We start from the raw sequence: 14,941 nt of genomic DNA, 5'->3' as shown, positions 1-14,941 counted from the left end.
CATTCCCTGTGGGATTGGTGTATCTCTTGTATTTTAAGGAGTACACATGATTCAAATTCACAATAACCTTGTCTTAACATCTATCAACAAAATCGTTCACCTAAGAACGTGCGGATATTGGTATATTGTTACAGATAAAGGAGCTGCGCATACTGCCTTTAGAACAAAAGCTGCGTTACTGGCTTGGCTATCCGCTATAAATCTATCCGTAGATGGCGACATACCAGAAGTAGATCCATTCACTGTGACTCATTTTATTATTAAAGGCGAGTACAAAAGTACATACCAATCATATTCAGGTACTAATGCTTATAAACCTTTTTATTGTCTAAATAACGGACGGTATAGACAAGGTAAAGCAGTGACTGATGACAATGGGATTGTTACTCTTTACATGACCAATATCAATCTGCCAGAATTTGAGTTTGACTACTTTGAAACCAGCAAACTAATTGACTCGGGTGTGTTTTTTATTGGTTATAAGCCTGTAGTCGATACTGCTTTTCATGATCGCGATGATGTCCCTAATGAAACTTGTGATCATTGCGGCAACTTCGCCGGCTTAGAAACAAGTCCTGAAGGCAATTCCTGTATCAAGTGTGGTTCCTGGGTCTGTAATTCATGTACAGACTACAAGTCTGGATTTGTTTGTAAAAAATGCTCTTCTAACAATGTACTTACTGAATTAGAAGACATTAAAAAAGTTTACGAATTTACAACAAAAGGTCAATGGGCATTACAAGATGCGCCGTACTCTCTTGTAAGCACCGTAAATGAGTATTGCCCAATTATTCTTGAAGGGGTAGCTTCTGTAAATGAAGGCATCTCCGAAGAAAATTGCGTCGAAAATCTTGCGTTTTCAGCTAAAATTCACAACATTTTTCCTGCATTAATTGAGGAAATTGCGCGTTTACAGAGCATTGAAGCAGAATACTTTAAACTTAAATCTCATGCCGAAAGTCTTGATGTGTTGCTTGAAATTAACTCGAAAGCATTGTTGAATTTAGTTGATAATCCTTCATTAATTGAGGGAACTGAGCGTTTACAATTGATGGAAGCCGAATTACAACGTGTTAAAAATCGTGCTGATAAATATGAGTCGTTGCTTGATAAGTCATCTGAACTAATGAAATGTCTTGTTGAAAAATGTCGTAAAGTCCATCAAGTTTTTGATGATGCCAACTGCATTAATCAATCTGAAGATATTATTTCATCTATCTGGGTATCGATTAATAATTAAGGCTATTTGAATACTTTCCGCCATTACTTTTTATTGGCGTTTACCTTGTATAGGGAATACTTTACTTTTCCTTTTACAAGGAAAGTAGTATTCCCATTTTTTGAGAATACCTATGTTAAAAAACCAACTTCCTAAAAATCTTAAGCGCTATACAGATTCTGTCGAAGCAAATAGTGCTATCTATATTGCTCTTGAAGTGCATGGCGTTAAATTTGTAGATGATGGAAAATCTTGCTTTATCGATGATGTAAAGCCAGAGTTTTTTTCTATCTATGTCAGAGAGCATGATCACACATGTATTGTTTGCGCTGATGCTCCGTTTGATAAATTATCAGAACTTCGCGAATTGGCAAATTCACTTTCCGTTCAATTCCATTGGGACTATCTCGATTTTACTAAAGATAAACCTTACTACGAATGCATTACATGCTCTGCAAAGGTTACTTCTTTGTTTGAAAACCATTGCATCCAGTGTTTCGCTCTACGACCTAAAGCTCTAAGTCCAAATGAAGGAAAATGGAACGAAAAGGAGAAATTGCTTCAATCAAAAATCAAGCAAATTTCAAAAAATTTAAAGAACCCAACGCTAACATTGGCCCAAAAGCTCGACTTAAAGAACCATCTAAAGCTTGTTCAGGAAGATCTCCGGCAGCATCGTTTAAATTATTATGATTTAGTAGCTTAAGAAGTACAACAAAAAGGCACGCTTTTTCTAGGTGTCTTTCTTGTTTTCGTTTAAAAGGTCTCCTGCTTTTTAACTCTTTTAAACTTAACACCCAGACGGTAATCATGCATAATTGCATCTACCGTCTTCCCAAAGCGCATTTGATAGAGTGTGCTCCGGAAAGACGGAATTTTTTGTAGTTCTATGAGAGCTCAAAATCAGTGCCAGTTCAGCACTTAAAAGAACGAATAATTTTATGAATGCATCTTTGATGCGACTACTTTTCTAGGCCACCGGCCAATTAACCCACAAGGGAATACATCATTCCCTGTGGGATTGGTGTATCTCTTGACTTTTCAAGGAGTACACCATGACAATTTTCCAATTCAATTCTTAAGAAATTTCTTTTCCAAAAAATCAGTACAAGCATACCTTGCACGATCCTTGGAAGGTAAGGAACTTACTTGCTTCTTTCCTGAGATTAATAATGATGATTTAAGTAAACAATGGATTCCACTCAAATGGAACATAAAAGAACTTTCGCATGGCTATTGCGACACCTACTACTGCATACTGGGAACCAGTCATGGTGAATGGATTTTCGCTCCTTCAATGGAAGGAATTCCTTTTTTCATGAATGGAGAGCCTGTTACAGTCGTATGCGAAACTAAGGATTGATGGTTATAGTTCTTATCGGATAAGAGCTATTCCGTCAGGGAGTGAGCTTGAGGAAAAATTCGAAATGGAAATGATCCATTACGAGTTTGCGTAAAAATTACCATTTCGAAGGTATTTTTAATCTCTGAGAACACAGAGTTTTTAACACCAAAGATTAAGCTGGTCTGATTTTTAATTTTTTGAACCCTACGGGAAAAACACTTTCCCCAACTGGGCGCACTGTGTTTTTCCTCTTTTCCATTTGGAGGACACAATGTGTAAACAAGATATTAAATCAATGCTTCGTTACTTCGATTCTGCTTCAGATTCAGAACTTGAGATAAAGCTTATAAAGCTTATAACTACTCAACCAGTATTAAAAACTGAAGCTGCTATTGCGGATGCAAACTGGTTAATTAAAGAAATCAAGCTTGAATTAGAAGCTCGAAACTCTTTATCTGCTTAAGCTTATTTAGGCTTACTTTTAATTTTACCCACTGGGAACATTATCTTTCCCTTTGGGATTGTTTTGTTTCCGGTATTTTTAAACTATGTTGGAGACAAAATATGACTACCGCTAATGTTAAACAAGTTTCAATGAAAGTTAACCAAACAAATCTGGTTAAATCATTGAAGTTATCCTTCACCAATAAATATACTTTTATCGGTGAAATCATGCAGAACTCACGTCGTGCTGGATCAACGTACGTCTCTTTCAATTATTTTCCAGATACCAAAATTCTTAAAGTAACTGATGACGGCTGTGGTATCGATTCAATTGAAACATTGCTCACAGTTGCTGAATCTGGCTGGGAAGCAGATGTGATTGCTAACGAACATCCATTTGGTATTGGATTTCTGTCTGCGCTTTTTGCTTGCAAAAATATGACATTAGTTAGTAAAGGCGGACGTTTTTCTGTTGATACGGATAAGGTTCTCAATTTTCAACCTGTCACCGTTTACCCTATTGATGATTGGGATGGTATTACATCTATTCTAATGATTGGTGTTGATTTTTCAGAAAAGGAATTAGAACGATTGTCTATTGGTTTTTCAATTCCGGTATTGTTAAATGGAAACGAACTTTTAAGGCCTCATGCAATTGATTCTCTTCGTGACTTTGTTAAAACGGAAATCGGAAGCATCTGCTTGTATGGCTTAAATAAAGGGGACAGCGCTTATTATTGTCGTAATTTTGTTTTTTATTTACAAGGCTTGCCTATTTATAAATCAAGAAACTCGAATGAAGGTAATATTATTCATCTTGATTCATCAATGTTTTTTGCGCGTCTTCCAGATCGTGATAAATTGATTGATGAGAAAGAGGTTATCGAACAGGTAATGGCTGCAGTTAAGAAACAATTCTTAACCACGCTCAACCTAGAAAAGCTCTCGCTACCTATGGAACAGTTTCTCAGTTACTACGAGATTATGTCCCGCTGGAATATTCTAGAGGTTTTGGATGATTATGAATGGCTGCCTAAACAGGCTGTCACAATTTATGATGATTATCCGAATTCTGAGCCTGATAATTTTGGTCAATATGAATCATGTCCTGGGTCACATATTTCCAAAGAAGAATTTTTGTCTGGCAGAAAAATTTTTTCGTTCGACGAATATTTTCATGACGAGGGTTCAAACGCTTTCAAAATGTTTTTGTTCAACAAAGAATACCTATGCTGCAATAAAAACAAAGTTAGCAAGAAACATTGGATCAATCAGTTTCTAATTGATCTTGACTCTTTATCGCCTGATATTGAAATTCAAGGTTTAAAAAGCACTGTTTATTTCAACGGCAATTACGCATCTGAAAGAGTCAGATTTTGCGACTCATATTCAATTACCATTCTTGGTGATGTTGCGACATTTCACGATAATGCCATGTATACAGGATCAGAATTCATTATTCCAAACCGTGAAAAATCTGGCCAAGTAATAAGTCAGTTTTCGACATATATGACAAATTATACATTCCAAGAGTCTTCTTACAATGACGATTGCGAGTCTTTTAGACAATTTGTTGCTGCTAACAAATTTGATAATCCACAGGACGCATTGAAAGCACTGATGCCATCTTTTTCTGGATGCCCATCTGTTTTTGGAAAGTCATTTGTTATAAAGATTGGCAATCAAGGCAATGTATCAGAAGTCATTGAACAACTTGCTGTTAAATAATTAATCTATTTAATTTCTAATCCGACTGGGAAATACTTATTCCCATTCATGGTGATTTGCGTTTCCTGGTTATTTCTATGAGGAATACCAATGCAAATTTCCGCACCTTATCTTAATCCTAATAATCAATTGCAATGCGATGCGACGGGAGAATTTGGTAAGTACATTATTCGAAAAACTGCTGACAATAACTGGCAAGCAATTCAACTTTTTGGTGCCGTTGGTCTTGTTGTTAATACCGAGAATTCTCCAGAAGCTGCACTTCAAGAAGCCGAACTTTATTATCAAAGTAGCGCTTTGGAAAACAGTGATGTATCACATGATGATCTTCATGCTGCTGCTTCTTTTTTCGATCAGCTTTTAGCAGATACAATTGAAGACCAAAAATCTTTGCAACGCGCTAAGACTTTATCTAAGTCGCTATTTGGCGTTACTGCTACAGGTCGTGTATTGGATTTAATACTCCAGTATTACGCAACTACTCATAATACTATTGATGAATCAGTTAAAACTGTAATGGCATCTGCCGGCTTTATGTTGCTTGTTGATTAATATAATTTAACCCACCTGGGAGAAAACAAATCTCCCAATGGGATTTGTTTTTCTTCGGGTGTTTTTCATCCTGTCAACCGGGACTTCCTTGATATTCCCGTCCATGACAGGGTTATCTAGGAAGTCTCGGTTTTTGGGACATTTCCTAGGAGTAAAACTATGTTTAATACACAATTAAAAATTGGGCAAACAGTACGTCCAGTCAAAAACGCTATTGAAAATATAACCGATGATTCTTTGGGTAAAGTTGTTCAACTCAAAAAATCAGGGCGTTCAATGGTAGATTTTTATGTCACTATCCATTGGGATAACGGTGTGGTATCTTACTTAAATGCAGTTTTTTTTCAAAAGTGCGTTGTGTTGGTTAACGAGGTGTCTTTATGACTGCTTATTTCCAATCCGATCTAGTTAAGTCCGAAGCAAGAGGTTCATGGCTTTATATTTTGGGCTCACTTGCACCGGAAATTGATGGTGCAATTAATAATCCAGGAAGAAAGCATATTCCATGCCCTATTCATGGCGGTAAAGATGGTTTTCGCTTGTTTCGCGATGCTGACATTTCTGGTGGCGGCATTTGTAATACATGCGGCGCTAAAAACGATGGATTTAATCTATTAATGTGGTTAAAAGGCTGGGCTTTTCCAGATGCCATATCTGCTGTTGCAGGTACTCTTGGTATTTCCGAAGATAAAGGTTATAAACCGCCAAATGCTGTTAAAAAGACAATTGAACCTGTTGTGGATCGATCAAAAGATCCTTGGATTAAACAATTGCTTCGTGATACATGGGATAAATCGTTACCTATTACCCATCCTGATGCTGAACCGTTACGTCTTTATTTAAGGTCGCGTGGATTGGATGATGAGCTGCCAAATACTTATAATTTACGTTTTCATCCATCTGTGCACTATAAAGATGAAGACGGAATTTTTAGAGGTTATTTTCCAGCAATGCTTGCGTTACTTCAGGATGCAAAAGGTCGTAAAGTAACTATTCATCGTACTTATTTGATGGAAAACGGTCAGAAATTTCCTTTTAAACCGTCGAAGCGCATGATGCCAGTTGCAACTGACAGAAACATTATCGGGAGCGCTGTTAAGCTTGGTACGCCGTGTCGCATTTTATCTGTTGCTGAAGGTATCGAAAATGCTTTAGCGGTTACCGAAGCAACGGGGATGTATGTTTGGCCGTTATTATCTACAAGCTATATGCCTGGATTTTCAATACCTGATGGTGTTGAAAAATTGTTAATTTGGGCTGATCTAGACAGAAACAATGCAGGTCTTATTGCTGCTGAGAAACTTGCTGAAAATGCCCTAAAACAAAACGTTGAACCTTTAATACTTATGCCGCCGGGCACATTAACTGATCAAGTTACTAATATTGATTGGTGTGACGTGTTGGTAAGTGATGGTCAAAATGCATTTGATATAAGAGGTAATCTATGACTTCCTATGTTATTGACATAAGTATCGTTGATACTACTCCAGGAAATTCATCTCCGTTTTCCCCGCCTATTGATTGGTCGGGGAATTTTGATGATTATCTTCATTGGTTGCGTTCCAGGTATCGTGTGGACTGTTTTGTTCGGCAACGTCTTGGTATTGCAGCCAAACATTATCAACAGCGTCGTCATCAAACATTTCAGGGGCCTTATACAAAGGTGCTTGTTGAAATTTTAGATGCGATAAATAAAAAGGTGTGAATCATTATGCTTGATTTTTGCACCCCCATTAACCGAACCTGGATTTTCCAGTGTTCGGTTTTTTTTTGGCCATTAAAAACAAATTGAAAGAGCTGTAATTTTCGCCACCTTTCACAGGGACGTTTTTTTGAATTTTGTGCGTTAATACGATTAATTAAATTTTACATTTTTGCACCTATTCAAGGATACAAAGAGGATGGTTATGCTTACGCATCCTAAAAAAACCGCCTGTCAAGAAATAAAATATGCTGGTGTTCCTGCTTTGCCACTGATTTCCCCCTACTTAATTACGGAGGGAAAAAATCAGGTTCGCAAACCGCTGCCGGATCGTCATTCTTCCAATAACTCCTTTGTGGAGCTAATTTTTTGTAGAATCGTTATTACCCTGATTATTTTCAGTACAGGTTGCGCTACAACCAGTGAAAAATGGAGTCCGACTATTAATATGGATAGGGAATTGAATGTCTATAGTATTGACAGGGATTTGCATGATTGCAAAATTCTGGCTAAACAAGCCGTTAAAGATCAAAACGCCAACCCGCTGAAAATCGTGGAAACGGAGCGCAAGCGAAGTGAAGATTTTTAGTCCCCGATAGGCGTAGCGCCGGGCGGGTTATCGCAGCGAAGCGAAGAAAACCTGCAAGGCATCGCGAAACGCCGTCAAGCCATTTGGAGCCTAGCTCTTAAGCCGTTTAGGCGCAAGAGCAGGCGACGAGGGCGAATCGGGGCCGCCGGAGGCATTAAATGGTCGCGTAGTTTTTGCCGCTTGTTGGGGCTGGGATGCCCCTAAACAAGCTTTCGCAAAAATAGCGACTCGCTTGATGTTAAGTGATACGGCTTATGGAACAGTTATCGGTACCACCTTTGGAGCTGTTTTAGGTGGCTTTCTACAAGATCCAGGAATTGGTGCAAGCATTGGTGCTGCAGCCGGAGCCGCTGGGGTGTTGGTCGAGAAATTTTTTCTTTCAGACAACAATGGATTTAAAAATGCATATGTTTACTGTCTTCGATATCGTGGCCATAACGCATCTAAATAACTATCTTTCTAACTAGTGAATCGGTATGTCTCCTTTTGGTCATTATGTAACTGCATCCTCCGTCTCTATCGCGCTTCTAAGATCAAACGAATGGTCACTAAATACGGCTATATCAGAAATCTTCTCAGGATACAGTTTGGAACTTCATTCTTCTGGAGCCCTTCTAATGATTGCATTGGGTATTGTGGCTGGATCAAGAGGTCCAGATCGACTTGAAATACCTTCCTTTAATCCAAAAACTAAAGAACGTCGATCACTGATCCCTCACAGAACATTAACCCATTGGCCTTTTTTTTGGTTTGCAATTTCAATACTTGTCATAACAATTTTCTTAAGCTTTGACGGATTACTTATTCGATCAATCATTTTGTCTATGATTGGGTTTGTTATTGCATGCTGGTTGCATTTGGCCTTAGATATTTTGACTCCAGCCGGAATTCCTTTGTTAAATCCATTTGGAAGAAGAGTAACATTTAACGTTTATAAATCAGGTTCTTCATCAGAGATACTGATTGTTTTAGTGATTATTCTGTTTACTCAGATTTTTCTACCTCCCATTAATTGGTTGGCATTTTTTTAGTTTTGTAGGCAAAATGCATCACTGTGGGAGAGTAATAAAAATTCATACCAAGTAAAAAAGTATCATACTGAATAATAAAGTTGCATACTGGAAAGTCGTTCCGCTATCAACGACAAAATATTAATCTATTGAATTTAATTGTGATCTCAAGTTTTACATCTTTTAGTATGACACTTTATTTTTCGATTATGGATTGATAGTGGAGGTATCAAGGCAAGTCAGTATGCAACTTTATTTTTCCTTCTTACCGCTTTTTTAACAATAGAATGCGGCTTCCGAGCTGTTTCAGTATGAAACTTTATTATTCTCCTACAATCACCTTTTAAATTTTTCGCTTTCGATGGATGTATTAACTGTATTTGCAGCTTCAGAATCAAACTCTTCCAGTCATGTAACTGTTAGAGTCTATTGGTCAACCGGTAAAAATCGTCGCAAGGGGCTTGATGTGACATTGCCCATTTCTTGTTCTGATGCGAGGTCTTCTGCAGAATTGATCGCAATTCGTTACCTTCTGGGTGACGATAATGGTCGTGTCTATTCCCAAAATAGGTCAGGCATTAATCTTAAAATTGTTGTGTCAAAGGGTGCCATAAAAAAAATTTCAAAAAAGTCTTGCGACAAGCATGAATTGATCGAATATGCATATCCAATTCTAACCAGATATGCCGACGCGGTCATTGAAGTTTCCAAAGATACATCATGGTTTCCGGACGATAGTGAGCTTGAATCAATTCCTGTTGTTGATAGTACCGATTATTGTGGTATTGAGAAATATCAAATTGAAGGATTGGGTGAAGTTGCTATTACCAAGCACGCTCTTGAAAGATATGCTGAATATTGCGGAACTATTAATACGCAAAACGCCTGGCGTAATATACTCAGACGACTTAAAGATCGCATTCAGATCGTCCCAATGCCTTCAAACGTAATGAGTCATAAATTGAATAAGTACGGTAAAGCCCCTGAAATATGGAAACACCCAGATGATACTTTGCATTATGTGTTCTCTATTCGTAATAATTGTCGTGTGCTTGTAACCATGTTTTGCAAAGATCCCGATGAATTGCGTACGTTTAAACCGCATATTGAAAACAAAATTTCACATTTAAAAGCACCAAAACAATAGTTTAGAATTGTGAAACACATCATGGTTATTACAGTTTTGTTCACTATAATGTAATCAACTTAAAAAGTTGTGTGACAGAAAATGGCAAACCAGTCGTGAGGCTGGGACGCAAAGTTACCGACCCATGATAAAAAATGTCAGGGGCAGCGGGATTACCAGAGTCGCGAGACTGAAAGCAGTAGCCTCCAGCCCTCCACGATAAACTCCCTCTTCCCTGTCTCACCTAATATCAGGAGACAGCTCATGTTAACCCTTGTAAAAAGCGTTCTTGTTTCAGGCGCACTAATTTATGGCGCGGCCAATATTCCTGGTGTTGACGAAACTAAACCCATTGTTGCTTTTTCACCCAATCATTCGATTCCTGATACATTGGATCACTACAATACCAATCCAAATTTGGAGTTGGCTGCGAATGACTTTGATAATTTTGCTGCCAGTGTACCAGGCGTATTATCAGCAAGGGTTTCTTCGGTTATGCGCTACGGAACTAAGGCTGTCATTATGCCGGATGCCAATTCACGATTAGCTGAACAACAAATGTTTACCCAATTGAGTAGTGCTATTCATCATGTTGGAGAGGCTATTGCTGACGATATGGCTGTTGTTCCCCATGCTCGATGATTGACAATTATTTGAAAGAGAGCTGGTTGAGTCTTAACAACGATACTTCTATGGATAATGTTGAAGCCCACGCTTTCTGCCACTGATGACTGAAGGTGTGGGCTATGCCCGGAACTCAACAACGACGACTTTGTCTTAAACAAAAACCGATGAATGCTGTAGCAAATAACCACAAAGCACCCGGTAGCGGCGTAGCAAGCACTGGCCCAGACATAGCTATTGCCCAAGTGACAGGATTACTAATATCGGCTGTGGCGTGATTCATAGTGAATCCGCCATCAAAAGTATAGGTTAGCAACGAATTAGCCCCGCTTTTATCTGTCGTGGTAAACAGACTTTGACCATTAGCATCGAGTAAATAAACTGAAAATGCATCGGCTATAGTCGCAGTGGGGTCATTATTATTCGTTGTTTCGAAACTAAAGCCTATGGTGTTACCCAAGGTAATAGGTTGGATAACCTCATTATGATGCTGTGTGTTATTAAGGGTAACTGTGGAAGAGAGATTCCCGGTTACATCACCTATTACAGTGGAATTAACCTGCGACTGAATGCCGTCAGTCATAAAGTTGGTAATAGTGACCGAGTTGGGTAGGTGTCCATTGCCAGCGTTAAAATCAAACACTAATTCTGCATTTGTTCCGTTTAAAGGCTTGGTAAAGATTGTCGTGAAAATTTCGTTTGCTGGTGTCACAGGCTGGTTATTGCTAGATGATAATATATCGTTGGCATGTGCGGACATTAACATAAATTGACTACAGATTAGAGCCAACAGATAATGTGTAAAAGTGTTTTTTTGTGCCATTTCGTACTCCTTGTTTAAAGCAGTTTGTATTTCAATTTATAGATAAAACTTAAATAGTTATCTAGATAAATTAAAACGTTCTATAAATTTTTATGGGTAATGCTCTAGTACAATTAGCCTGGTCACCCGTAGAGTATGCAATGAATGCATACCCAGCAACGGACCAATGAGACCACCATTCAGTTAGCCGACCAAGCACCTGAGTAATTTCTGTTTTTATTTGTATGAATTTAAAACTAGTAAACTAGATTTCTCATTTAGGCCGATTTTTTTAGAATATTTTCCAGGTTGTCAGCAAGTTCATCCTGAACTAATTTCATTAACTCCACATCAGCAATGTGAATATCGCTAATACATTGATTGATTGCTGTAACCAGATTTTCTTCAACATTTTCCCAATTTGTCGACAAAAGTTCTTGATCAACATGAATTGATTTTACTTGTCTATTTCCAGTCAGTACGACAGAAATACGATCAGAATCAATGGATTGTTTAAATTCTCTGCTATCAAAATCTTGTTTATAGCTTGCCATTAGCCTTTCAAATTCATTACCAATTTTTTTTTGGTTTTTTTCATAGTCCTTTCTATTCAATTTAATGTCACTGCTAGGTTTCTTTTTTCCGAAACTCATACTAATTTCCTCTTTTTAGGTTGATATTCTGGCTATTTGCCGGTTATTTATTTGAATTACTATCTGGTTTTTCAATTACTGGTACATCGGTATTACTGACAGATCTATGTGCAGGAGCGGGGTTATCACCAGTCACTAGATGGGTTATCGCATCTTGAACCACTGCCACACCAGTATTGCCGGTGACAGCTCCTGCGTGCAGCACTTGTTTTGCTCCGTCTGTGAATTTTTGACCCGCTGATAAGACATCATTGCCAATACCAACTGCAACATCGGCGCCTCCTTTTGCAAGGTTTCCGGCAGCAATTTTTCCGTGCTCATATGTATTACTTGTATCCAAACCATCTACGCCTGTTTTTAATGGATTTGCAGAAGCATAGGCCTTAGCATTTTCACTCTGATCTTTAATTGCTTTAGCACTTGCTTGAACAGATTCAAATGTTAAATTTCCAGTTCCACCGCCACTTACATTAGTTGATGATTTAGTCGCACCACCAGAATTCGATCCTGAAGGGTGATTACCTTTTGACGAACCACCGTGTTCGTATCCAGAATTGTGATTGCCCGTACTACCAATCTTTTTAGATGAACCATGTGAACCATGTGAACCAGGTGAACCAGGTGAACCATCTCCATCAACTTCGTGTTCAATACCATGACCACCTGAACCGTTAAATCGAGATCTAGCTTCCATGTTGGCAGTTTGTTCGGGGCTAACAATATCCCCAATCCCTTTTCCTCCTTGAAATTCATGTGCACCAAAACTAACGCCACTTCCACCACCATTGCTATTTGGCGGCATAACTGCGTCATTAAGTATCTGTGCGGCTGCAGCAGGATCGTGAGCTCTAAGCGTTAAAAATTTATTTAATGCATCAGATTGCTGACCACTTAAAATAGCACTTGAAGCATTAATTGCTTTTGCAGATTGACCCTTTAGATCAGCATAATCGGCACTACCCATACTTGACAGCATTTCTTGATCTGCTAAATTTAATGCACGTATGCTTGATTGTGAACTGGCCAATTTACTAGCCACTTGTTGGAATGAGCCTGTGTATCCTGCACCCATACTTGTTTGTTCAGAAGCTGCTTGGGTGTATGCTTCACTTGCTGCTATGCCTGTCGTCAATGCACTATTGAATGCTTCTGAAGTAGCTTGCATCTTCGCCTTCTCGCTAGTGCTCATTGTTTGTTCGGACTGTTCAGATTGGAATGATGCTGATTGCACATCTTGTGCGGTAGATTGTGATCCATATGTTGCTTGGGCCATATTTCCAAGTATATCCGCTCTTTCTTTAGATGTACCGGCACTGGCTTGAAGTCCCAATGATACAGCCGCTCCAATCATTCTGGCAGGCGTACCTGCCTTTGCCGCTGCACCAGCTGTGTTCTGTATTGATGCAGATTCCTTGTCGCTTAAACTTGACATTGTACTGGTTGATCCGCCAGAACCGACACTCGTACTATTAGCAGCACTTACTTGTGACCCAACGCTCTCTGCTACCTTTTTTCCTACGGCTGTACTTGTACCTGTTTTAGATGAAATTTGATTCATATTTGCCGTTGCTTGCGTAAAGTTTTTGCCTGCTGAACTCGCTGCTTCACGTTTACTTGAGACTGCACTGGACATATCTTGAGCAGTACTGATCATGGTTGATGCCATACCGGTTTTTGTTCCGGCTGTGTTGGCATTAAAGTTTCCTTTGCTATCAACTTTCATAGGAGAATCAACGGTCAATGGAGGGGGGGCCATGCTACCCACATTTGCGCTACTACTCGCGGCAGAAGTCATTCGAGAGGAAAGGTTTGTTGCTGCTACAGCCCCACCATAGACGATCATTAATGAAAGAGCCGGGACGCTTGAAGCCAGCATGCCACCTGCAGATAGCCATGTTTCCAAATTAACATAAAAATCATCATGAATAGCCATGGCCTGTATAGTGCCACCATTTGCTTCTGCTTGAGATGCTAATGCTTTCATTAACCGAGTAACCACTACTGTGATATATAAATTACATACTGCCAGCAATGGACCCCATAAAGAAATCCATAACATCAACTGGATATATCGAGTGATCATTCCAATTCCAGCAGCACCTAAAACCACTAAAAATGCAACAATAGGTGAAATTGCAACTGTAAACATTTCAATAAAAGCGAGTAATGGACGCTCTATTTGATTAAACATGCTTTGTTCACTTGCCCACTGCAAATTCATATTTTCAATAGCAGGTCTTTTTATATAAGCAACGGGGCCATCTCTTAGATAACTTGCTAGTAATGCATTTTGCATCCAAGTTTGGGCATTAATGCCATTCAAAGATAGAGCACTGGCTGCGTTTCCTATTTGATTTGCTGCCGTATCTTCACCATTAGCAATGCCCATGGTTGCAGCAACTTGATTATCCAAAAATGCGGCTCCTGCATCAGTCTTAAAATAATCAGATATCGCTACATACGCATCATTACAGTTCTTCTGTGAAGACGAAGTAGCGCCAGGTAGATTTACATTTATATCCATATTGATTAACGTTGTCGCGAGTGCGGCCCAAAGATCATCCGCTTTGTTTATCTTTTCGCGCGTTACTTCGGGCGGAGCAATTGTTTGCTCAAGATCGAAACCAACACATGTGTCAACGTATTCATTTAATGTCGCGCCTAAATCACCAAGCCCGCTTTGGTCTGATCTTGCTGTTCCATTGGTACCAATCTTTCTTAACTGAAGTAAAACATTCAGTGAATTTAGGTATCCATTCGCTAATAATTGAGCCTGTCCAGGCAAAGAGAATGCGGTTTCAAAGTAGGTTGTCATTGTAACGCCCATTTGCGATACAATTGAAAGTGGCGCAGCAACCCCTATGGGTATGTTTGAAACTACATATACCTGTCCAGTATAAGCATCTTCTATCGTTACAGCATCGTGCGGTATAAACAGAGTCATATACATGACTATCCCTGCAAGCATACTATTTAGTGACAACTGAAACGTAGTAACATACGAAGTTGCCGTAATTATTGTCCCCAGAATAAACCCTGATGCAATCAGTTTGTCCATGATATTGCCATTAAATATCATTGCCACACCATTAAAAGCGCGGTATAACATCTCTGCATCGCCGATACTGATTATATTGAAGCTCATAA

17 protein-coding genes and 1 riboswitch are annotated in these 14,941 nt (G+C 38.9%); of the genes, 13 read left to right on the top strand and 4 right to left on the bottom strand.

Going from position 1 to position 14,941, the window contains the following annotated elements:
• The first annotated feature begins 46 nt into the window (after positions 1 to 46).
• From ABH008_RS22760 to ABH008_RS22725, 8 genes are all read left to right on the top strand, one after another.
• Complete coding sequence (locus tag ABH008_RS22760; protein WP_347990235.1) at positions 47 to 1,240, top strand: hypothetical protein; 1,194 nt, start codon at positions 47 to 49, stop codon at positions 1,238 to 1,240.
• 112 nt (positions 1,241 to 1,352) lie between these two features.
• Positions 1,353 to 1,925 (top strand): hypothetical protein, encoded by a 573-nt coding sequence (locus tag ABH008_RS22755; RefSeq protein WP_347990234.1) that lies wholly within the window; start codon positions 1,353 to 1,355, stop codon positions 1,923 to 1,925.
• Positions 1,926 to 2,252: 327 nt separating this feature from the next.
• Positions 2,253 to 2,582 (top strand): hypothetical protein, encoded by a 330-nt coding sequence (locus ABH008_RS22750; RefSeq protein WP_347990233.1) that lies wholly within the window; start codon positions 2,253 to 2,255, stop codon positions 2,580 to 2,582.
• Between the two features lie 253 nt (positions 2,583 to 2,835).
• The gene (locus ABH008_RS22745) at positions 2,836 to 3,027 is read left to right on the top strand and encodes a hypothetical protein (RefSeq protein ID WP_347990232.1); all 192 of its coding nucleotides are present in this window, start codon (positions 2,836 to 2,838) and stop codon (positions 3,025 to 3,027) included.
• Between the two features lie 101 nt (positions 3,028 to 3,128).
• Positions 3,129 to 4,736, top strand: a complete 1,608-nt coding sequence (locus ABH008_RS22740; RefSeq protein ID WP_347990231.1) for a hypothetical protein — start codon at positions 3,129 to 3,131, stop codon at positions 4,734 to 4,736.
• A 90-nt stretch (positions 4,737 to 4,826) separates the two neighbouring features.
• Positions 4,827 to 5,288, top strand: a complete 462-nt coding sequence (locus ABH008_RS22735; protein ID WP_347990230.1) for a hypothetical protein — start codon at positions 4,827 to 4,829, stop codon at positions 5,286 to 5,288.
• Positions 5,289 to 5,447: 159 nt separating this feature from the next.
• Positions 5,448 to 5,672, top strand: a complete 225-nt coding sequence (locus ABH008_RS22730; RefSeq protein WP_347990229.1) for a hypothetical protein — start codon at positions 5,448 to 5,450, stop codon at positions 5,670 to 5,672.
• Positions 5,669 to 6,736 carry a primase-helicase zinc-binding domain-containing protein gene (locus tag ABH008_RS22725; protein WP_347990228.1) on the top strand — a complete coding sequence of 356 codons (1,068 nt, stop codon included), beginning with the start codon at positions 5,669 to 5,671 and terminating at the stop codon, positions 6,734 to 6,736. The genes ABH008_RS22730 and ABH008_RS22725 overlap by 4 nt, the downstream gene beginning before the upstream one ends.
• A 66-nt stretch (positions 6,737 to 6,802) precedes the next feature.
• On the opposite strand, the gene ABH008_RS22720 is transcribed toward ABH008_RS22725, so the two are convergent.
• On the bottom strand, positions 6,803 to 6,931 hold the full coding sequence (locus ABH008_RS22720; protein WP_347990227.1) for a hypothetical protein: 129 nt from the start codon (positions 6,929 to 6,931) through the stop codon (positions 6,803 to 6,805).
• 264 nt (positions 6,932 to 7,195) lie between these two features.
• Here ABH008_RS22720 and ABH008_RS22715 point away from each other — a divergent pair, with 264 nt between their 5' ends.
• The 5 genes from ABH008_RS22715 to ABH008_RS22695 all read left to right on the top strand — a co-directional run bounded on the left by ABH008_RS22715 (position 7,196) and on the right by ABH008_RS22695 (position 10,357).
• Positions 7,196 to 7,579 carry a hypothetical protein gene (locus ABH008_RS22715; RefSeq protein ID WP_347990226.1) on the top strand — a complete coding sequence of 128 codons (384 nt, stop codon included), beginning with the start codon at positions 7,196 to 7,198 and terminating at the stop codon, positions 7,577 to 7,579.
• 235 nt (positions 7,580 to 7,814) lie between these two features.
• Positions 7,815 to 8,030, top strand: a complete 216-nt coding sequence (locus tag ABH008_RS22710; RefSeq protein ID WP_347990316.1) for a glycine zipper family protein — start codon at positions 7,815 to 7,817, stop codon at positions 8,028 to 8,030.
• A gap of 25 nt (positions 8,031 to 8,055) precedes the next feature.
• A complete protein-coding gene (locus ABH008_RS22705; protein WP_347990225.1) occupies positions 8,056 to 8,610 on the top strand; it encodes a metal-dependent hydrolase in 555 nt (184 codons plus the stop codon).
• Between the two features lie 340 nt (positions 8,611 to 8,950).
• A complete protein-coding gene (locus ABH008_RS22700; protein ID WP_347990224.1) occupies positions 8,951 to 9,736 on the top strand; it encodes a hypothetical protein in 786 nt (261 codons plus the stop codon).
• 73 nt (positions 9,737 to 9,809) lie between these two features.
• Positions 9,810 to 9,896: riboswitch (cyclic di-GMP riboswitch) on the top strand.
• An 83-nt stretch (positions 9,897 to 9,979) separates the two neighbouring features.
• Positions 9,980 to 10,357: a hypothetical protein gene (locus ABH008_RS22695; RefSeq protein ID WP_347990223.1), complete on the top strand. Its 378-nt coding sequence runs from the start codon at positions 9,980 to 9,982 to the stop codon at positions 10,355 to 10,357.
• Positions 10,358 to 10,472: 115 nt separating this feature from the next.
• Here ABH008_RS22695 and ABH008_RS22690 read toward each other — a convergent pair whose 3' ends face one another.
• The 3 genes from ABH008_RS22690 to ABH008_RS22680 all read right to left on the bottom strand — a co-directional run bounded on the left by ABH008_RS22690 (position 10,473) and on the right by ABH008_RS22680 (position 14,939).
• Complete coding sequence (locus ABH008_RS22690) at positions 10,473 to 11,162, bottom strand: NF038129 family PEP-CTERM protein (protein ID WP_347990222.1); 690 nt, start codon at positions 11,160 to 11,162, stop codon at positions 10,473 to 10,475.
• A 257-nt stretch (positions 11,163 to 11,419) separates the two neighbouring features.
• A complete protein-coding gene (locus ABH008_RS22685) occupies positions 11,420 to 11,794 on the bottom strand; it encodes a YbaB/EbfC family nucleoid-associated protein (protein ID WP_347990221.1) in 375 nt (124 codons plus the stop codon).
• A gap of 43 nt (positions 11,795 to 11,837) precedes the next feature.
• Positions 11,838 to 14,939 (bottom strand): conjugal transfer protein TraG N-terminal domain-containing protein, encoded by a 3,102-nt coding sequence (locus tag ABH008_RS22680; RefSeq protein WP_347990220.1) that lies wholly within the window; start codon positions 14,937 to 14,939, stop codon positions 11,838 to 11,840.
• Positions 14,940 to 14,941 lie beyond the last annotated feature (2 nt).

Origin of the sequence: Methylomonas sp. AM2-LC, from assembly GCF_039904985.1 — a bacterium.
Lineage (GTDB): Bacteria > Pseudomonadota > Gammaproteobacteria > Methylococcales > Methylomonadaceae > Methylomonas.
This window is presented reverse-complemented; position numbering and strand designations above follow the sequence as displayed.